At 54.4% G+C, this 18,862-nt stretch carries 17 protein-coding genes; 13 read left to right on the top strand and 4 right to left on the bottom strand.

Going from position 1 to position 18,862, the window contains the following annotated elements:
• Positions 1-13 precede the first annotated feature (13 nt).
• The 6 genes from SIB88_RS12720 to SIB88_RS12695 all read left to right on the top strand — a co-directional run bounded on the left by SIB88_RS12720 (position 14) and on the right by SIB88_RS12695 (position 6,108).
• A complete protein-coding gene (locus SIB88_RS12720) occupies positions 14-1,108 on the top strand; it encodes a D-alanyl-D-alanine carboxypeptidase family protein (RefSeq protein WP_412558202.1) in 1,095 nt (364 codons plus the stop codon).
• Positions 1,105-1,761, top strand: a complete 657-nt coding sequence (tmk, locus tag SIB88_RS12715; RefSeq protein ID WP_412558201.1) for a dTMP kinase — start codon at positions 1,105-1,107, stop codon at positions 1,759-1,761. Before SIB88_RS12720 ends, tmk begins: the two co-directional genes overlap by 4 nt.
• A 6-nt stretch (positions 1,762-1,767) precedes the next feature.
• Entirely contained in the window at positions 1,768-2,874 is a 1,107-nt protein-coding gene (locus SIB88_RS12710) for a DNA polymerase III subunit delta' (RefSeq protein ID WP_412558200.1), read from the top strand.
• An 86-nt stretch (positions 2,875-2,960) separates the two neighbouring features.
• Positions 2,961-4,523: a methionine--tRNA ligase gene (metG, locus tag SIB88_RS12705; protein WP_068519211.1), complete on the top strand. Its 1,563-nt coding sequence runs from the start codon at positions 2,961-2,963 to the stop codon at positions 4,521-4,523.
• A complete protein-coding gene (locus tag SIB88_RS12700) occupies positions 4,520-5,338 on the top strand; it encodes a TatD family hydrolase (RefSeq protein WP_412558199.1) in 819 nt (272 codons plus the stop codon). Before metG ends, SIB88_RS12700 begins: the two co-directional genes overlap by 4 nt.
• The gene (locus SIB88_RS12695; protein ID WP_412558198.1) at positions 5,335-6,108 is read left to right on the top strand and encodes an MBL fold metallo-hydrolase; all 774 of its coding nucleotides are present in this window, start codon (positions 5,335-5,337) and stop codon (positions 6,106-6,108) included. The genes SIB88_RS12700 and SIB88_RS12695 overlap by 4 nt, the downstream gene beginning before the upstream one ends.
• Before the next feature lie 230 nt (positions 6,109-6,338).
• On the opposite strand, the gene SIB88_RS12690 is transcribed toward SIB88_RS12695, so the two are convergent.
• Positions 6,339-7,739: a sensor histidine kinase gene (locus SIB88_RS12690; RefSeq protein ID WP_412558197.1), complete on the bottom strand. Its 1,401-nt coding sequence runs from the start codon at positions 7,737-7,739 to the stop codon at positions 6,339-6,341.
• On the bottom strand, positions 7,736-8,401 hold the full coding sequence (locus SIB88_RS12685) for a response regulator transcription factor (RefSeq protein ID WP_068519056.1): 666 nt from the start codon (positions 8,399-8,401) through the stop codon (positions 7,736-7,738). The genes SIB88_RS12690 and SIB88_RS12685 overlap by 4 nt, the downstream gene beginning before the upstream one ends.
• Positions 8,402-8,552: 151 nt before the next feature.
• Between SIB88_RS12685 and SIB88_RS12680 the strand changes: the two genes are divergently transcribed.
• Positions 8,553-9,677 carry an ABC transporter substrate-binding protein gene (locus tag SIB88_RS12680; RefSeq protein WP_412558196.1) on the top strand — a complete coding sequence of 375 codons (1,125 nt, stop codon included), beginning with the start codon at positions 8,553-8,555 and terminating at the stop codon, positions 9,675-9,677.
• Positions 9,678-9,705: 28 nt separating this feature from the next.
• Here the strand turns inward: SIB88_RS12680 and SIB88_RS12675 are convergent, their stop codons facing one another.
• Entirely contained in the window at positions 9,706-10,566 is an 861-nt protein-coding gene (locus tag SIB88_RS12675; protein ID WP_412558195.1) for a citryl-CoA lyase, read from the bottom strand.
• Positions 10,563-11,780: a CaiB/BaiF CoA transferase family protein gene (locus SIB88_RS12670; protein WP_412558194.1), complete on the bottom strand. Its 1,218-nt coding sequence runs from the start codon at positions 11,778-11,780 to the stop codon at positions 10,563-10,565. Before SIB88_RS12670 ends, SIB88_RS12675 begins: the two co-directional genes overlap by 4 nt.
• A gap of 118 nt (positions 11,781-11,898) precedes the next feature.
• On the opposite strand from SIB88_RS12670, the gene SIB88_RS12665 reads away from it, so the two are divergent.
• From SIB88_RS12665 to SIB88_RS12640, 6 genes are all read left to right on the top strand, one after another.
• Positions 11,899-12,579 (top strand): IclR family transcriptional regulator, encoded by a 681-nt coding sequence (locus SIB88_RS12665; protein ID WP_412558193.1) that lies wholly within the window; start codon positions 11,899-11,901, stop codon positions 12,577-12,579.
• Between the two features lie 321 nt (positions 12,580-12,900).
• On the top strand, positions 12,901-13,899 hold the full coding sequence (locus tag SIB88_RS12660; RefSeq protein WP_068519052.1) for a tripartite tricarboxylate transporter substrate binding protein: 999 nt from the start codon (positions 12,901-12,903) through the stop codon (positions 13,897-13,899).
• Positions 13,900-13,943: 44 nt separating this feature from the next.
• Positions 13,944-14,432, top strand: a complete 489-nt coding sequence (locus SIB88_RS12655) for a tripartite tricarboxylate transporter TctB family protein (RefSeq protein ID WP_101246259.1) — start codon at positions 13,944-13,946, stop codon at positions 14,430-14,432.
• Positions 14,425-15,960, top strand: a complete 1,536-nt coding sequence (locus SIB88_RS12650) for a tripartite tricarboxylate transporter permease (protein ID WP_068519050.1) — start codon at positions 14,425-14,427, stop codon at positions 15,958-15,960. The genes SIB88_RS12655 and SIB88_RS12650 overlap by 8 nt, the downstream gene beginning before the upstream one ends.
• Before the next feature lie 35 nt (positions 15,961-15,995).
• Positions 15,996-17,678 carry a methyl-accepting chemotaxis protein gene (locus tag SIB88_RS12645; RefSeq protein ID WP_412558192.1) on the top strand — a complete coding sequence of 561 codons (1,683 nt, stop codon included), beginning with the start codon at positions 15,996-15,998 and terminating at the stop codon, positions 17,676-17,678.
• A complete protein-coding gene (locus SIB88_RS12640) occupies positions 17,678-18,799 on the top strand; it encodes an AbrB family transcriptional regulator (RefSeq protein WP_250283585.1) in 1,122 nt (373 codons plus the stop codon). The genes SIB88_RS12645 and SIB88_RS12640 overlap by 1 nt, the downstream gene beginning before the upstream one ends.
• The last annotated feature ends 63 nt before the right edge of the window (positions 18,800-18,862 follow it).

Here is an 18,862-nt window from a genome sequence, read left to right as displayed (position 1 = left end):
ATTGGGGTCCGTCATGGCAATGTCGATGACCAGTGCACAGGCGATCGAGACCAGCGCCCGTGAAGCCTACATTATGGATTTCGATACCGGTGCTGTCCTTCTGAACAAGGAAGGGGACACGCTGACCGAACCGGCATCCATGACCAAGATGATGACTGTCCATATGCTGTTCAAGCACATCAAGGACGGCAGCGTATCGATGGATGACACCTTCCATGTCAGTGAAAAGGCATGGCGCAAGGGCGGATCCAAAATGTTCGTCGAGGTCAATTCCGACGTTTCAGTTTCCGACCTTCTGCACGGAATTATCGTTCAGTCCGGCAATGATGCTGCGATTGTGGTAGCCGAAGGCCTGGCCGGCACCGAAGAAGCCTTTGCCGAGGAAATGACCCAGGAAGCGCGCAATATCGGCATGACCAAATCGGTGTTCAAGAATGCCACCGGTTGGCCTGCCGAAGGGCATCTTGTCACTGTACATGATCTTGCGATCCTGGCCCGCGATACCATTCGCAATTTCCCAGATCTTTATGAACTCTATTCCGTCAAGGAATTCACCTATAACGGCATCCGTCAGCCCAACCGCAACCCGCTTTTGGGGACCAGCGCAGGTGTCGACGGCCTTAAAACCGGGCATACCGAGTCTGCCGGTTATGGCCTTACCGCATCGGCCGAACGTGATGGCCGTCGCTTGATCATTGTTGTCAATGGCCTGAACTCGGTCCGGGAACGCCGTACGGAATCACAGAAACTTCTCGATTGGGGTTTCCGCGAATTCGACAATTACGACCTGTTTTCCAAGGATGAAACGGTCAGTTCCGCCAATGTCTGGCTTGGCGCCGAAACAAAGGTTGATCTGGTCGCAGATCAGGACATTCTCCTGACACTCCCGCGTAGCGCCAGCCGCGATATGAAAGTGTCTGTCGTCTATGACGGTCCGGTTCCGGCCCCGATTGCCAAAGGCGATCAGATTGCGACCCTGAAGGTGGAAGTTCCTGATCAGGAAGCCAAAGAATTCCCGCTTTATGCGGCCCATGATGTCGGGCGCCTCGGCTTTGTCGGCCGTATCGGTGCCGCCATCAAATATCTTCTGTGGGGGGCAAACGGGTGAATGTGAAGCCCGGCTTGTTCATCAGCTTTGAAGGCGGGGAAGGCAGCGGAAAATCGACACAGATCAGATGCCTTGAGAAATGGTTCCGCAATCAGGGCCGTGATGTCGTTGTCACCCGCGAACCTGGCGGTTCGCCCGGCGCAGAGGAAATCCGAACGCTTCTGCTGACGGGCGATCCGGGGCGCTGGGATGCGGTCACCGAAGCGCTTTTGATGTTTGCATCGCGCCGGGACCATGTCGAACGCACGATCCGTCCGGCCCTTGCCGAAGGCAAGGTTGTGCTTTGCGACCGCTTTGCCGACTCATCCGTTGCCTATCAAGGATATGGCCACGGGCTTGGGGCAGATTACATCAGAAATCTTTGGCAACTTGCCATCGATGGTTTCAAACCCGGTATCACCCTGATTTTTGATCTTCCAATCGAAATAGGACTGGAACGCGCTGGTGCACGTTTTGCCAATGTCAGCGCCGCCGAAGACCGGTTTGAACGGATGGGGCTGGAATTTCACCAGCGTCTGCGTGACGGTTTTCGGAAAATCGCGGCCGCAGAACCGGAACGTTGCTGCGTTGTTGATGCCCAGGGCGATATTGATGACGTGACCGCACGTGTTATTGAAACGGTCAAGAACCGTATTGTCGGGCAGGGGGCTTAAATCCGGATGGCCCGTAACGACGATCTTCAAGAAGACAACAATCCGTTTGAACCACGCCGTAATGAGGCGCTTCTTGGCCACGAAGAGGCCGAGAAAACAATTCTTGATGCATGGAACAGCAAACGGATGCATCACGCGTGGCTATTGTGTGGTCCGCGTGGCGTCGGCAAGGCAACGCTGGCCTATCGCATGGCGCGCTTTATCCTGTCTGGTGGCGGGACCGCTGGGGCAGGTCTGTTTGGTGATCAGCCGGATGGACTTTACGTTGATCCCGAAGATCCGGTCGCCCGACGGATTGCGGGTGGCGGACATGGTGACCTTAAGGTCATCGAGCGCCAGTATGACGATAAGAAAAAACGGCTTCAGGGCGAAATTACCGTCGCCAATGTGCGCACTGTTGGCAATTTCATGTCCAAAACCTCGGCCGAGGGTGGCTGGCGGATCGTGATCGTCGATGCGGCTGACGAGCTGAACCGTAACGCGGCCAACGCCATTCTGAAGGTTCTCGAAGAACCGCCGGCAAATGCGATGATGATCCTTATTGCCCATCATCCGGGCCGCTTGCTGCCAACCATCCGTTCACGTTGCCGTCGATTGAACCTTGGCGCGCTTGAAGACCATCAGGTTGTCGATCTTTTGGGACGCTATTGTCCTGAAATGGATCTTGGCGATCGTGATGCGCTGTCGGGTCTGGCCGAAGGCAGCATTGGCCGCGCCCTTCAACTGCATGAAGTCGGCGGGCTTGAGCTATATACCGAGATGGTCAATCTGATCGCATCTTTGCCAAATGCCGATGTTGCGGCCCAGCACAAATTTGCCGAACGCTTTTCCCCGGCAGACAAGGACGCGGCCTTTGCCACCGTGACCGAACTTCTGCATTGGTGGCTGGCCCGAATGATCCGGTTTGCCGCAACCGGACAGCCGCCACGCGAAGTGGTCGAGGGCGAATTGCCAGCCATGCAACGCATGGCCGCTGCGCAACCGCTTGATCAATGGCTGGAGGTATGGGAAAAGATCAACGAATTGATGGGCGCGACCCGCGGTTTGCATCTTGATCGCAAGCAAGCCTTGCTGAATGCCTTCTTCATGCTTGAAGAAACCATGCGAACCTGACATCACTGCCCAGTAACCGAAATTTTGACCATCACGGCCCATTTCGGGCCGTTTTGTTTCACGACTTGCGCGAAGGATTTGCGACCATGACCGGGCACAAACAGCCCTATTACATCACGACCCCGATCTATTACGTCAATGACAAGCCCCATATTGGCCATGCCTATACGACGCTTGCCTGTGACGTTCTGGCACGCTTCAAGCGCCTGGACGGGTATGACGTGATGTTCCTGACGGGCACGGACGAACATGGTCAGAAAGTCGACAAGTCGGCCGCGGCCAAGGGTATTGACCCGCAAACCTTTACCGACCAGGTATCGCAGAACTTCCGCGATCTGGCCGTGCATATGAACTATTCGAATGATGATTTCATTCGGACGACCGAAGAACGTCACAAAAAGGCCTGTCAGGCGCTTTGGAATACGTTGCTTGAAAAGGGCGAGATTTATCTTGGCTCCTATGATGGCTGGTATTCGGTTCGCGACGAGGCGTTTTATGCTGAAAAAGAACTGATCACCAAGGATGGCGAGAAACTGGCACCGACCGGGGCCCCGGTCGAATGGGTGTCTGAACCAAGCTATTTCTTCAAGCTGTCGGCATGGGGGGATCGTCTGCTTGAGTTCTATGAACAGAACCCGGATTTCATCGCGCCGCAGTCACGCCGCAACGAAGTCATCAGCTTTGTCAAAGGCGGCATGCACGACCTTTCGGTATCGCGCACCAGCTTCAAATGGGGCGTGCCGGTTCCGGGTGACGAAGACCATGTCATGTATGTGTGGCTTGACGCGCTGACCAACTATCTGACGGCGATCGGTTATCCCGATGCAGACCCGGCCAAACTTGAAAAATACTGGCCGGCGGACCTTCACATGGTTGGCAAGGATATTCTGCGCTTCCATGCCGTTTACTGGCCGGCGTTCCTGCTTGCCGCCGGTATCACGCCGCCCAAGCGCGTCTTTGCCCATGGCTGGTGGACCAACGAAGGCCAGAAGATTTCCAAATCGATCGGCAATGTCATTGATCCCTATGACCTGACCGAAAAATACGGTCTGGATCAGACCCGCTATTTCCTGATGCGCGAAGTTCCGTTCGGCAATGATGGTGACTTTGCCCATCGTGCCATGGTCAATCGCATGAACAGTGAATTGGCAAACGATCTTGGCAATATGTGCCAGCGCGTTCTGTCGATGATCCACAAAAACTGCAACGCCGCGATCCCGACACCGGGCGCGCTCACCGATGCGGATAATGAAATCCTGGGCAAAGCACACGGGATGCTGGACACCGTTCGGCCGCTGTTTGATGAACAGGCGTTCAACAAGGGCCTTGAAGCAATCTGGAGCCTTGTGGGCGATGCCAACCGCTATGTCGATGAAATGGCGCCCTGGGGCCTGAAAAAGACCGATCCGGCACGGATGGAAACGGTTCTTTATGTTCTGGCCGAAGTCATTCGCCATGTTGGCATTCTGGTTCAGCCGATCATGCCGGATTCCGCATCTAAAATTCTCGATTTGCTGGTGCTGGCCGATGATCAGCGCGGGTTCGAGAATCTTGGCCCTGATCATGCCCTTGTGCCGGGAACGGAAATCCCGAAACCGGCTGGCGTATTCCCGCGCTATGTAGAAGAAGACGAAGGAGAGAAGGCATGAATGTCGCCCTGGTCGACAGCCACTGCCATCTGGATTATCCGCAGTTTTCCGAAGATTTTTCGGGCACCATCGCGCGGGCGAAAAATGCCGGCGTTGGCATGATGGTCAGCATCGGCGTGAAACTGACAACCTTTGATCAGGTTCGCGCCATTGCCGAAAAATCCGATCATATCTATTGCACGATTGGCGTGCATCCGCACGAAGCCGGCGAGGAGGGGCTTTCAAGCCCCGAACCGTTGCTGGCCAAGGCATCCGATCCCAAAATTATTGGCATCGGCGAAAGTGGCCTTGACTATTTTTACGACAATGCACCGCGCGAAGACCAGCAACAAAGCTTTCGCGCCCACATTGCCGCATGCCGTGAAACCGGTTTGCCTTTGATCGTTCACACCCGTGATGCGGATGATGACACGATGGATATTCTCGAAGAAGAATATGAAAAGGGGCCCTTTACCGGGGTGATCCATTGCTTTTCAAGTTCGGCAACACTGGCGCAGCGGGCTTTGAAAATCGGGTTTTATATCTCTTGCTCGGGCATTATTACCTTTAATTCCGCCAAAGAAATCCGCGCGGCTCTTGAAGATGTGCCCTTGGACCGGTTGCTTGTGGAAACAGACGCGCCGTATCTGGCACCAGTGCCCAAACGCGGCAAACCGAACGAGCCAAGCTATGTCGCCCACACAGCGGCAAAGCTCGCCGAAATCAAGGGTGTAAGCCTCGAAGAAATCACCCGGATCACCACGGACAACTTCTTTACGCTCTTTACCAAGGCCGATCGCAAAAATCTTCTTCTGCCAGGAGAAGCGGCACAGTGACCAAAATAACCATTCTTGGCTGCGGATCATCAAATGGCGTGCCATCCGTTGGCCTTGGATGGGGAAAGTGCGACCCGAATAATCCGAAAAACCGCCGTTTGCGCAGTTCGATCCTGATCGAAGAAGGCGGGAAAAAGATCCTTGTCGATGTCACCCCGGATTTCCGTGAACAGGCGATCCGCCATAACATTGACCATCTTGATGCCATTCTGTTCACGCATTCGCATGCAGATCACGTGCACGGGATTGATGATGTTCGCTGGCTAAATGTGGCGATGAACCAGCCGATAGATATCTATGCCTCGGCCGAGACGATCTCTGATATCGACCATCGCTTCAATTATGTCTTTACGCCGCTGCCTAACGGGGTTGAGTTCTATTTCAAACCGGTGCTGATACCGCACGTCATCACAGGACCGTTGGTCGCAGCAGGGGTCCCGATAACCGTTTTCTCGCAAGATCACGGCTATGGCGAAACACTTGGCTTCAAGATCGGGAAATTTGCCTATTCGACGGATGTCGTGAATTTCCCCGAGCAATCCAAACAGCATCTTTATGATCTTGATGTGTGGGTCGTCGATTGTCTGCGCCACCGACCACACAACACGCATGCGCATCTTGAAAAGCTGCTGGGCTGGGTTGAAGAATTCAAACCCAAAAAGGTCTACATGACCCATATGGGTATTCAGTTCGATTACGCGCAGGCGATGGCCGACACACCGAACCATGTTGAACCGGCTTATGATGGGCTTGTCATCGAGGTGAACTGATCATCGCGGCTCAGAAGCCTGTAAGAGGTGCATTTCAGTGTCGATGGGGAATAAGAATTCCACGGGACGTACACCGTACATTCTCCGCATCACTAAGTTCTATAATATATATTATGACAAATAATTATGAATGTCGCTTACGGAAAAATAGATAATACCTTCAACTCACTGCGCTATATTATCTCATAAAATACATTCAGTTTGTTACCTGCGCACAGATGCACCTGCTGCTATGAACTGCGTTTGAATGAAATGCTGAACACACACCCGCTGTTGCGTTCGGGCTGGGTCAATTTCACTTTGGTGTCGTGACGTGCCGCAATTTCTTTGACGATCGACAGACCAAGGCCGCAACCCTCTTCCTGACCAGATTCACTCATCCGGTAGAACCGTTTGAAAACATCCTTGTGATGTTCAATCGGAATGCCCGGGCCATTGTCCTCGACGCTTAGCAGCACGAACCCCGGTTTTCGATCATTTTCAAGACGCACCGTCACCGCACTGCCATCCGGGCAATAGATCAGCGCGTTATGCACCAGGTTTTTAAGAAGTTCTTCAATCAGGGTTGCGTCACCCATAATCAGTGCCGGCTCTGTCAGGCCTTCATAGCCAAGATCAATGCCGTTTTCGATCGCTGCTGGGACCTTTGCACTGGTTACCGCACGTGTGATGGCACAGAGATCAATTTTTTCAAACGGACGTCCGGCCAGGCCTTCGGGTGCTGCACGTGCAGACGCCAATAACTGATTGGCCAGATGCGAGGTTTGCCGGGTTGAAGACGCGATGGTTTCCATGATCTGGCGCATTTTTTCCGGATCATCTTCCCGCTGACCAAGCTCTGCCTGGGTTCGCAGTGCCGCCAAAGGAGTCCGCAGCTGGTGGGCTGCATCCGCTGTAAAGCGCTGCATGGTCTTGAGACTGTTTTCAAGGCGTCCGAACAGCTGATTGATCGCCCCGACAAGATGCCGCACTTCGGTCGGAACATCATGCAAGATGGGTCGCAAATCGGTTGGCGAGCGACGATTCAAGGCTTCTTCAAGCCGTGTTAGCGGCTTAAGACCCTGACCGATCCCGAACCAGACAATGATTGCGGCAAGCATGATCAACACAATCTGACGTGCAGCAGCACTGGCCAGAATATCCTCGCTCAAACTGGTTCTGGTACCCATGGTTTCCGCCACAAGAACCTGAAAACGCGTTGCTTTTCGAACACTTGCAACATACCGCGACAATGCACCAATGCGCACCGGTTCGCCATTATAGACCGCATCATAAAATACCGGTTCTTCGCGCAGCGGCAGCAAACGCTCCGGCACCGGCGGCAAGTCTTCGTATCCGGTGATGAATTCGCCCTGCCCGGTACTTACCTGATAAAATACCCGGTCTTCGGCCGCACTGGTCAGCATCTCGAGCGCGACATAGGGAACATCAACCTCGATCTTCCCGCCGATCATGACCACGCGATCTGCAATGGCCAATGCAGAACTTAAAAGTGCCCTGTCAAATGCCTGGTTTGTCGATCTTACAGCGTTGCTGCGCACTTCAAGCAGCATCAATGAACTGATTACCAAAAGCGGTATCAGCAACCAGATGACAAGCCTGCGTCTAAGAGATCCGTTACGCCATTTCATGTCTTTTTCAACAAATATCCAAGCCCGCGAACCGTCTGGATTTTGACGTCGGCTGTTTCGACACGTTTGCGCAACCGGCTGATATAAAGTTCGACCGCATTTGCACTGATATCGTCTTCAAATCCGGCCAACTGGTCTGCAATCTGTTCCTTGCTCAGAACATGACCGACCCGCAACAGCAAGATTTCAAGGATATTGAGCTCGCGACGTGGAATATCGACGTCATTGCCGTCAATCATGACGCGGCGGGCAACCGTATCGAACGTCAGTTGGCCGCATTTGATCTGGGTGTTGTGCGTACCCGCATGGCGGCGCATCAGCGCCCTCACCCGTGCTTCAAGCTCGACAAGCTCAAACGGTTTGGCCAGATAATCGTCGGCGCCAAGATCAAGTCCCTTCACCCGGTCTTCGATATCGCCACGTGCCGTCAGGATCAAAACAGCACTTTCAGCCCCCCGATGACGCAACCGCCGCAGGATTTCAAGCCCGTCAAGCTTCGGAAGGTTGAGATCAAGCACCACAAGTCCGTATTCCTGCGTCCGCAGGATATCGTCGGCTTCCTCGCCATCGGCAATGATATCAACCGCATAACCCGATTGCCTTAAAGACCGTGCAATCCCGTCAGCCAGTGCGGCGTGATCTTCGACGACAAGGACTCTCATTGTTTGTGTTACTCTTCCCTGATAAACCGTTCTACGGCGTTGTTATGCTTTGCCGTTCTTGGTATTGGCTTTGATATGGCCGTTTATGTTGAAACGCTTTGCCCGTATCCAGCCAGTCGTCTCTGGCCGACCGTGACATAGAGTATCCGAAATGACCCTAGGCCGTACCATTATTCGTTTATGTGCCATCGTGGTTGCGATGCAAGCATCTTCTGCATTGGCAGAAGTCTTTACCTTTGCCCCGCTGCGAACATCCCAGATTTCCGACCCGGAACAGTCACTTTTATCACCCGATACCCCGTCCGCGGTTATTTACGGTTCTGCCGATATTGGCGCGTTTTCCCCGGTCATCGAAGCATTTCAGCAAGAAAACCCCTATGTCGGCGTTGAATATCATCAACTTCAAACCCTTGAAATGTATGACATGACGCTGGCGCAGCGTGCCAATGACGAACCAAATGCCGACCTGATCATCAGTTCGTCCATGGACTTGCAGATGAAACTGGCCAATGACGGCTATGCCATTTCACATCAAAGCAGCCAGACGCGCGCCTTGCCACATTGGGCGCGCTGGCGCAACGAAGCCTTTGCCGTAACGCAAGAACCCGCCGTCATAGCCTATAACCGGGCATTTTTTCGCGAACACAATCTTGAACCGCCCAGAACCCGCGATGCCTTCATCGAACTCCTGACCAAACATGATGATCTGTTCAGTGAAAAGGTTACCACCTATGACATTGAACGAAGCGGGGTTGGTTTTCTGTTTCTGGCCCGCGATGAACGCTTCTTTCCGGGTATCTGGGATTTCGTGCGCACACTTGGCCAGTCGAAGGTGAAGCTTTATTCCAACACGTCACCAATGCTCGAAAAGATCGCCGACGGGCAGGTGGTGCTTGGGTACAATCTTCTTGGCTCCTATGCAGAGACATTCAGCCATCGCAACCCGAACCTTGGCGTTATCCTGCCCGATGACTTTATTGTCGTGTATTCGCGGATTGCAATCATTCCGCGCGACGCAGAGAACCCCGACCTTGGTGCCCGTTTCCTCGACTTCATGTTATCGATCAAGGGCCAAAGCGTTCTGCAAAGCGAGGGCAATTTCAACCCGGTCCGCGCCGATGTTCCACAAAGCCCGTTCTCGTCGCTGATTTTTGACCGTTACGGCGAACGGGTACGTTCCTTTCCGGTTGGTCCGGGTCTTCTGGTCTATCTTGATCAGGCCAAGCGCCAACGCTTTATTCGCCGTTGGCAGGATTCCTTGCTAAACCGTCGCTAAGGCACCCTGCCCGGCATTCATTCCGTCATCAGGCCTTGTTGCCTTGCGTTTTTGCACCTTCGGGAACCGGTCGGCGTTCAGGCCCCGTATAGGTCCAGATCATGCGACGCGGGATTGGGCCCTTGTTGCGGCCTCCCTGGCTGGTCTGCTCCCAGGCATGGGCAAGGATACCGACAGAACGGGACAGACAAAACAAACCGCGCGCCAGTTCCGGTGCAAAGCCGAGTTCGGCATAGATCACCGCTGTGGCACCATCGATATTCATCGGAATGCGTTTGCCTTTGCGTTTGAGCAATTCATCCTCGATACCGCTGGCGATCCGTCCAAACCGGCCCGAAACATGCCCGTCCTCAGCGGCGACCTTGACCAGTTCAAGCAACCGGGGCGCCCGCGGATCAACCGGATGGAACCGGTGACCGAAACCCGGAACATGTTTGCCGTGTTCTGTAATCTGATGATCCAGTCCGTCAGACACCGCTTCCTCAAACACCACACCGCGATCCATGCGGTTTGCGATATCATGATAAAGGCTTGCGGCCTGCTCGCCCGCACCGCCATGAACATCGCCCAGAACATTCACGGCACTTGCCATGGCATTGTTAAGCCCGACCCCGCATGTCGCAGCCATTCGGGCAATGGCAATGCTTGGCGCTTGCGGGCCATGATCAACGGCGGAAACCAGGGCTGCTTCGAGTAATCGCGCCTGACCAGCAGTCGGCAGTTCGCCGCGCGTCATCAGCCAGATCATCGTCGGGAAACTGACATTTCCGATAAGTTCTTCGATTGCATAGCCACCATAATGGATTTTTCCGGGCTCCATATCGATGATACCGGTATGCCACCAGTCGCGAACTTCCTGTTCGATTTCGGTTGCTGTCTTCTCGCTCATAATACGCCCTCATTGGCCAATGTTGAAATTTCGTCCGCTGACAGACCAAGCCCGGTCAGAATATCGGTATTGTCCTGACCAAGTTCCGGGGGCGGCATATCAACCGACGGCGCATCCCCGTCCATCTTGATCCCGGTCTTGAGAATGCGGATATCGCGCCCGGCTCCCGGGACATTGTCAAAGGACGCCAACATTCCCCGATCGGCAATTTGTGGCAGCGCTAGCACCTGTGGAACGGTCAGAACCGCACCGGCCGGCACCCCAACCGCGTTAAAACATTCAACCCAATGATCCGTGACACCCGTCCTCAGCACATTTTCAAGGATACCGGTCAAGGCATCCCTGTTTTCGAGCCGTTCCTTGCGCGACGTAAAGCGGTCGTCACCAATCAGCTCGTCCAGCCCAAGGACACCGCATAATGCCTCGAACTGTTCCTGTTTGTTTGCGGCAATATTGATTTGGCCGTCTGCGGTGCGGAACGTTCCCGATGGCGACGATGTGAAATTGTCATTGCCATTGGCAGTCGGTTCCTTGCCTGCAACCAGATAGTTTGAAACCACCCAGCCCATGGTCGCGATGACCGATTCCAGCATCGAGATATCAATAAAGCAGCCCTTGCCGTCCTTGTTGCCAAGCGCACGTCCGGCCAACGCCGAGCTGATCGCAAAAGCAGCCGTCATGCCGCCAATTGTATCCGCCACCGGATAGCCAACGCGATAGGTCCCCTTACCCTCCTCGCCGGTAATCGTCATGATTCCCGAAAGACCCTGAACAATCTGATCATAGGCCGGAAGCTTTTTCATCGGGCCGGTTTGCCCGAACCCGGAAATCGCGCAATAGACAAGCTTCGGGTTCACCTGTGACAGGATGTCATACCCAAGCCCGAGACGGTCCATGACACCCGGGCGAAAATTCTCGACCAGCACATCGGCGCGTTCGACCAGTTTTTTAAGAATCTCTTTGCCGCGCGGATCCTTGAGATTAAGGGTGATCGACTTCTTCCCGGCATTTTGCGCCATGAAGGAGACGCCCATAAGCTTTTCATTCAGGGCCATGTCCGCACCCAGTTGCCGCGCAAGATCCCCGCGCCCCGGGGCTTCGACCTTGATCACGTCCGCGCCAAGATGGGCAAGCTGATGACAACAAAACGGCCCGGCCAGAACATTGGTAAGGTCCAGCACCGTGATACCGGAAAGCGATTTTGATCCGTTCATGGAATTTCCTTAAATTCTGTCTAGTAGAATTATGTTCTATTATATAGAATTTTGGACCATCGCGAAATCCAAACAGCACGTCATCGCCGATCACCCGCCTGGAACAGGACGATTTTTCATGTCAGACCAAAACGTTACCGCCGTTGAACGCGCCCTTAAAATTCTGGATGTCTTTACCGATCAGGACGGCGACTTGTCGCTTAAGGATCTGGCTGAACGCACCGGAATGTATAAAAGCACCCTGTCGCGACTGGCGGGTACGCTGGAGTCCCACGGTTTTCTGATGTTGTCGGGACGTGGTCGCTATCGGTTGGGGCCGGCCTTGTGGCGACTGGGTTCGATCTATCGGCGTTCTTATCGCATGGATGATGTGGTGCGCCCCCATCTGTCGGCACTGGTCAAAGAAAGCGGGGAAACGGCATCTTTCTATGTGCCCGAAGGATCAAGTCGACTTTGTCTGTTTCGTGAAAACTCGTCGCGCAGTTTGCGCCATCATCTTGAAGAAGGTGCTCTTTTGCCCTGTGATCGCGGGGCGGCCGGTCATGTTATCCGTGCCTGGGGCGATGGTGTCGATGATCGCGCGATCGAGGTTCTTGATGACAGGTTTGCCGAAAGCGAAGGCGAACGTGACCCGGACATATCGGCGATCGCGGTGCCCGTTCTGGCCCGTCAAGGGCATCTTTTGGGTGCCTTGGCACTATCCGGCCCAAGCAGCCGCTTCACACGCGAAAAACGCCATAACATTCTGAAAACATTGCAAAACCATGCCACAGAATGTGGCGACCGACTGTCTGGCTGACCGCGTATTCCCTCCCACCTTTTCCATTGCCGCAAAAATGATGTGAAAAATTTTCACGCAATTATCCGCAATGACAGGTTGATGACAGGTTCTACTGCTAACGTCCTCCAACTGCCGATCCGGGTGCGTCTTGAATGTGCCTGGAACAAACAAAAAGAATATCGGCAAGGGAGGTCATTTTTAGCGGTCGTATGCTGATGGGGAAACTGTATCGGCATTGCGACATCAACCATCTTCCTTGTCGAAGTTTTGTTCCTTTCGATCGGTCGACCGCCAAACGGGTGGTCTGGGAAAATGCTTTAGTGTCTGGAGGAGACCCTGATGAATAAGCTGACGATGTTCTCGCGTCGCGGATTTATTGCCGCAGCAACCGCTGTTGCTGTTTCGACTGCTGCATTTGGCGCCATGGATGCCAAAGCCGCAGAAATCAATGAAATTCACTTCGTCATTCCGGGCGGCGCTGGCGGCGGCTGGGACGGTACGGCACGTGGTACCGGTGAAGCCCTGACCAAATCCGGTCTGGTTGGCACCGCATCCTACGAAAACATGTCTGGCGGCGGCGGCGGTAAAGCCATTGCCTACATGATCGAAGCGGCTGACCGTCTTGACAACACCCTTATGGTCAACTCCACCCCGATCATCGTTCGTTCGCTGACCGGTGTGTTCCCGCAGTCCTTCCGTGACCTGACCCCGATTGCTGCTGTTGTTGCTGAATATGCTGCATTTGCAGTTCCGGCAGACAGCAAATTCCAGTCCTTTACCGATGTAGTTGACGCTGTCAAAGCGGATCCGAACTCGGTCAAGTTCGGCGGCGGTTCGGTTCGTGGCGGTATGGACCACATTGTTGCTGCCTATGCTGTCCAGAAAGCTGGCGGCGATGCGAAACAGGTAAAATACATCCCCTACGATGCTGGCGGCAAAGCAATTGCAGGCCTTCTGTCGGGTGAAACCGAAGTTCTGTCGACCGGTCTTGGTGAACTGCTTGAACTGGCCAAAGCTGGCCAGATCCGCATCCTTGCCGTGACCTCGAAAGAACGCGTTGAAGCAGCTCCGGACGTAGCGTCGCTCGGTGAACTCGGCATTGATGCCGAATTCGTCAACTGGCGCGGTTATTTCGGCTCCCCGGCACTTTCGGCTGAAAAAGCGGATGCCTATGCAGCGGTCCTGAAAGACGTTCAGGCAACCCCGGAATGGGAAACCGTTCGCAAGCGCAATGGCTGGGAAAAAATCTACAAGCCGCGTGCCGAGTTTTCCGCCTTCATGGAAAACCAGGAAAAGGTCGTTGGCGACCTGATGCGCGAACTCGGCTTCCTGAAATAAGCCACTAGAACACAAGTAAAAAGACCTCCGAAGGAAACCACGCCATGTCCATCAATCGCGACAAATTCGGCGCATTGCTATTCCTATGCCTTGCGCTGATTTATGGCTTTTATGTCGGTGATATCCCGCTGCTGTTTGGCGACGAGGATGCCCCGTTTAACGCCAGAACCCTCCCTAATGCACTTGCCTGGATCCTGGGCGTGGTTTCCTTTATCCAACTGATCCTGCCGGCCAACCAGGAGGCCGGCAACCTTGCGGATGCCTTCCGCGGCCTCAAATGGCGCCGCGTTGTCATCCTTGCCGGTCTGATGGTGTTTTACGGCCTGACGATCCGCCAGCTTGGCTTCCCGATTTCGACCTCCCTCTTCCTGATGGGTGGTTTCTATACCCTTGGCGAACGACGTCCCCTGGTTCTGGTTTTGACGGCTGTTCTTGTCACACTCGCATTCTGGGGCCTGCTTTATCTGATGGGTATTTACCTGACCCCTGGCGATTTCTTCTACTATCTCGGTTGGATGTCGAACGATGCTTGATGGAATTTTCGCCGGTCTTTCGACCGCTGTCATGCCGATCAACCTTTTGATGGTTGCTGTTGGCTGTTTCGCAGGCACCTTTATCGGGATGCTCCCCGGTCTTGGCCCGATTACCGCCATTGCACTGATGATCCCGATCACCTACGGGTTTGATCCGTCGACCGGCCTGATTTTGATGGCTGGTGTGTATTATGGGGCGATTTTCGGTGGGTCGACCTCTTCTATTCTGATTAACGCACCGGGTGTTGCCGGTACAGTTGCAACCGCCTTTGACGGCTATCCGATGGCCCAGAAAGGCCAGGCTGGCAAGGCGCTGGCAATTGCGGCCTATGCGTCGTTCTCGGGTGGTACGATTGCTGCGATTTTCCTGCTGGTGGCGGCACCTGCCTTGGCCTCTGTTTCGCTGTCTTTCCAGTCTGGCGATTATTTCGCACTGATGGTTCTGGGTCTTACGGCCGTATCGGCCTTTGCCGGCAAGGGCCAGGTTCTCAAGGCCATCACCATGACGCTGTTTGGCATCATGCTGTCGACCATCGGCACCGATCCGGCGGCCGGTGTTGCACGCTTTACCTTTGGCAGCATGGATCTTATCGACGGTATCAGCTTCCTGTTGCTGGCGATGTCGACCTTTGCCCTGTCCGAGGCACTACTGTCGATCCTGCGTCCGACCAAGGACACACGTAGCGACGAAGAAAAGGCCCTTAAAAGCCTGGGCTCGATGAAGCTTTCCAAGGATGAAGTCAAAACCATGGTTCCGGTCATTGGCCGTTCGTCGATCCTTGGTTTCTTCACCGGTGTTCTTCCGGGTGCGGGTGCGACCATTGCCTCGTTCCTGGCCTATGGCATGGAACGCAACCTTGCTTCGGCCAAGGAAAAGCTTCAGTTCGGCAAAGGTTCGATCCGTGGTCTGGCGGCGCCGGAAACTGCAAACAATGCCGCGTGTTCTGGTTCGTTCGTGCCGCTTCTGACCCTTGGTATCCCGGGGTCGGGTACGACGGCAGTCATGATGGGCGCGCTGATTTCCTATGGCGTTCAGCCTGGCCCGCGCCTGTTTGTTGAACAGCCTGCTGTGTTCTGGTCTGTCATCATTTCGATGTATATCGGGAATGTGGTGTTGCTGATCCTGAACCTGCCGCTGATCCCGTATATTTCCCGTCTGCTTGCCCTGCCCCAGCAGCTTCTGGTGCCGTTCGTTCTGTTCTTCTCGCTGGTTGGTGTTTATCTGGTGACCTTTAACACCATGGACATCCACATGATGGTGATTGCAGCGGCAATCGCGATCGGCCTGCGCTTGCTGAACTATCCGATGGCGCCGATGCTTCTTGGCTTCATTCTGGGCAAGATGATGGAAGAAAACCTGCGTCGTGCCCTGGCAATCAGTGACGGGTCGATCTCGTTCCTTTGGGAACGCCCGATTACGCTCGTCATTCTGTTGATCAGCATTCTGTTCCTGTCTGCTCCGCTGATCGGGAACCTTCGGGAATGGATGCGTAATCGCAAAACAGTTCCCAATGACGGTGAACTCTAAAAACCGACGTTAATCGGCGCGAAGGAAACTGGTGAATGCGTTTTATTGATAATCTGTCGATCGGCCCCAAGACCCTTTTGGTTCCGGTCTTCCTTATGATCGTCATCATCGCCATGGGGATTGCCACCGTCGCAACCCTTCAAAGCGAAAAAGCAACTCTCACCAGCCTTCGCGTCGAAGCCTATGAACGGCGATCCGATGCCCTGACGCTCAGCAGTGCGTTAAATGAGGCACACGGATCGCTGTTTCGTATTCTGACCTGGGATTCCAATGGCATTAATGCCGCAGTTGTCCCCGACCTGCGTGAAAAAGTCAGCAAGCTGTCGACAGAACTGGCACCGCTTGCCGATCGTCTGGCCACTGTTGGTGGTGACGAATTCCGCAGCAACTACACAAAATACATGGAACAGGTTGACCAGTTCCTTGTCGAAAGCGAAATGAACATTTATGGCGCGCTGGAAGTCATCGCCCAGGCCGATGAGACATTCCAGGCCCTGCAAGCGCCGCTTAATGAAATTCTTGTGCAATCCCACGACATCGCGACAACGTCCTTTGCCGAAGCAACATCCCAGGCAGAAGCCCTCCAGCAGGTCTTTGTTGTTGTTGCCATTGTTGTGGTCCTGATTGCCGGGTCGGTATCGATTTTTGTATCGCGCCGTATTTCACGGCCGATGACCGACCTTGCCCATTTGATCGAACAGATTTCCAATGGTGATCTGGATATCGAGGTCCGTGGCGTTCAGCGCCGTGATGAAATCGGCACTGTTGCCCGGTCTGTAACCGTCTTGCGCGACCAGTCACGCGAAGCCGAAAACCTGCGCAAGGAACGCGAACGCGTGCGCGGCCTTGAACGTCAACGTCAGCAAAACCTGATCGAGGCGACCGAACATTTCCAGCGCACCGTTCAGGAAGCCCTGTCGGGCTTTGACCGTGAATTCGGATCTCTGAACGGTTCGGCCAGCGATATGGAACAAATCGCCACCCACGCCAGCGCCCGTTCTGCCGATGCCAATCAACATTCCGAGCAGGTTCTCCATCACATCGAAGCGGTATCGCAAACGACTGCCAGCCTTTCCGAAGCCATCGCCGAAATCGGTCAGCAGGCCCAGAATTCCGCAACTGTCGCCGGGCGCGCCCGCGAGGAAAGCGAACATTCTCGCGCCCTGTTTGAACAGCTTACCTCTGCCACCCAGCGCATTGGTGATATCGTCAGCCTGATCGAAGACATTGCCAGCCAGACTAACCTTCTGGCCCTGAATGCCACGATCGAAGCCGCACGTGCTGGCGATGCCGGCAAAGGCTTTGCCGTTGTTGCCGGCGAGGTCAAAAACCTGGCCTCGCAAACTGCGCGCGCGACCGAAGATATCGCAAGCCAGGTCGAAGAAATCCGTGGTCTGACCGACAATGTGGTCAATGCGCTTCATTCTGTTGCCGATGTGATTGGCGAAGTCGATCAGTCGGCGGCGGCAATTGCGGCAGCTGTCGAAGAACAGCAGGCCTCCACAGCCGGCATTTCCGACAGCATCCAGGATGCGAATGGCGGCATGCGTACCGTTGCCGAAGCCGTCGGCGCGCTTGATAACGAAACCGCACGGGTTCATAACGGCTCGGAAAATGTGACCCGGGCGACCAACACCCTGAATACCGAAGCATCGCGCTTGCGTGATGCCATTGACGGCTTCCTCGAACAAATCGAAAAAAACAAGGCTGACGCGTAATGACCAAAACACAGGACGATCCATCACAAGACAGTTGGATCACACGATTTTCCAGTGTTTTGACACCGCGCTTTTTTAAAAAACTGGCCATTGGCCTTGGGATCGGACTTGTTGGCGGGCTCATCGCCCATTCCATCAATATGCCACTGGCATGGATGATGGGGCCGATGCTCGCAACCTTTGTTGCAAGCCTTCTGCGCGTGCCGATGGGTATTCCCATGCAGTTCCGGTCTGTGATTTTGGGCGTGATCGGGATTTTTCTTGGCGCTTCCTTTACGCCCGATACCTTTGATCAGGCGGCCCGCTGGCCCATCAGCATGATTGCTGTTTTGCTTTATGTCCCGGTGATCACCGTGATCATCACCTGGTTTTACAGCAAGGTCGCCCGTCTTGATCCGGCGACCGCCCTGTTTTCAGCAACACCGGGCGGACTTACCCCGATGGTGGTTCTCGGGGCTGCGGCCGGCGGGAATGAGCAGGAAATTGCACTGACACAAGGTTTGCGGGTGCTGCTTCTGGTGATGTCTGCCCCGCTTATTGTTTTGCTGATTACGGGTGTCGTCGCCAATGGACACGGCGACAGCGAAGCCATCCACATGAGCTTGGGCGAAGGCGCACTTACCGCGATTTGCGCCCTTGTCACCATCCTGATTTTCCGCAAAATCGGTGTGCCGGCCTCCTATATGACCGGCGCGATGGCAGCAAGCATGGTTTTGCATGTCACCGGCATCGTCGAAGGCAACCTGCCCGACTGGCTTCTTGCTGGCAGTCTGTTGATCCTTGGATCTGCCATCGGCAGCCGCTTTTCTGGTGTGAAGCTTGCAGTACTGGGACGGCTGGCGATTTATTCGGTTCTGGCAACCTTGGTTGTGCTGGCCTTTACCGGCGGTGTTGCCTGGTTCGTGTCACAATGGCTCGACCTTGACTTCATTGCGGTTCTGCTGGCCTTCGCGCCGGGTGGCGTGGCCGAGATGTCGCTGATTGCACTAGCCCTGAATGTCGAACCAAGCTTTGTGGCCTTTCACCATATCGTGCGGATTTTCGAAATCGTGCTTCTGGCACCGATCATGGCAAAATGGTTCGAACGCCATTTCAACCGCAAAAACGGCGAACTCAAATAGAAAACATTTTTGATTTACAGTGTATTATGGAAGCCACCTGATGCACTTGATCAGAACGTGCGG

This window comes from Thalassospira sp. MIT121401 (assembly GCF_047125595.1).
Lineage (GTDB): Bacteria > Pseudomonadota > Alphaproteobacteria > Rhodospirillales > Thalassospiraceae > Thalassospira > Thalassospira povalilytica.
Note: the sequence above shows the minus strand (reverse complement) of the source record. Positions and strands in the feature narration are given on the sequence as shown.

Excerpts from the sequence above, each read along its gene's own strand:
- SIB88_RS12655 (WP_101246259.1), top strand. The coding sequence starts at position 13,944 with ATGTCCATCAATCGCGACAAATTCGGCGCATTGCTATTCCTATGCCTT.
- SIB88_RS12665 (WP_412558193.1), top strand. The coding sequence starts at position 11,899 with ATGTCAGACCAAAACGTTACCGCCGTTGAACGCGCCCTTAAAATTCTG.
- SIB88_RS12700 (WP_412558199.1), top strand. The coding sequence starts at position 4,520 with ATGAATGTCGCCCTGGTCGACAGCCACTGCCATCTGGATTATCCGCAG.
- SIB88_RS12675 (WP_412558195.1), bottom strand. The coding sequence starts at position 10,566 with ATGAGCGAGAAGACAGCAACCGAAATCGAACAGGAAGTTCGCGACTGG.
- SIB88_RS12720 (WP_412558202.1), top strand. The coding sequence starts at position 14 with ATGGCAATGTCGATGACCAGTGCACAGGCGATCGAGACCAGCGCCCGT.
- SIB88_RS12680 (WP_412558196.1), top strand. The coding sequence starts at position 8,553 with ATGACCCTAGGCCGTACCATTATTCGTTTATGTGCCATCGTGGTTGCG.
- SIB88_RS12640 (WP_250283585.1), top strand. The coding sequence starts at position 17,678 with ATGACCAAAACACAGGACGATCCATCACAAGACAGTTGGATCACACGA.
- SIB88_RS12685 (WP_068519056.1), bottom strand. The coding sequence starts at position 8,401 with ATGAGAGTCCTTGTCGTCGAAGATCACGCCGCACTGGCTGACGGGATT.
- metG (WP_068519211.1), top strand. The coding sequence starts at position 2,961 with ATGACCGGGCACAAACAGCCCTATTACATCACGACCCCGATCTATTAC.
- SIB88_RS12670 (WP_412558194.1), bottom strand. The coding sequence starts at position 11,780 with ATGAACGGATCAAAATCGCTTTCCGGTATCACGGTGCTGGACCTTACC.
- SIB88_RS12645 (WP_412558192.1), top strand. The coding sequence starts at position 15,996 with ATGCGTTTTATTGATAATCTGTCGATCGGCCCCAAGACCCTTTTGGTT.
- SIB88_RS12690 (WP_412558197.1), bottom strand. The coding sequence starts at position 7,739 with ATGAAATGGCGTAACGGATCTCTTAGACGCAGGCTTGTCATCTGGTTG.
- SIB88_RS12660 (WP_068519052.1), top strand. The coding sequence starts at position 12,901 with ATGAATAAGCTGACGATGTTCTCGCGTCGCGGATTTATTGCCGCAGCA.
- SIB88_RS12710 (WP_412558200.1), top strand. The coding sequence starts at position 1,768 with ATGGCCCGTAACGACGATCTTCAAGAAGACAACAATCCGTTTGAACCA.
- SIB88_RS12650 (WP_068519050.1), top strand. The coding sequence starts at position 14,425 with ATGCTTGATGGAATTTTCGCCGGTCTTTCGACCGCTGTCATGCCGATC.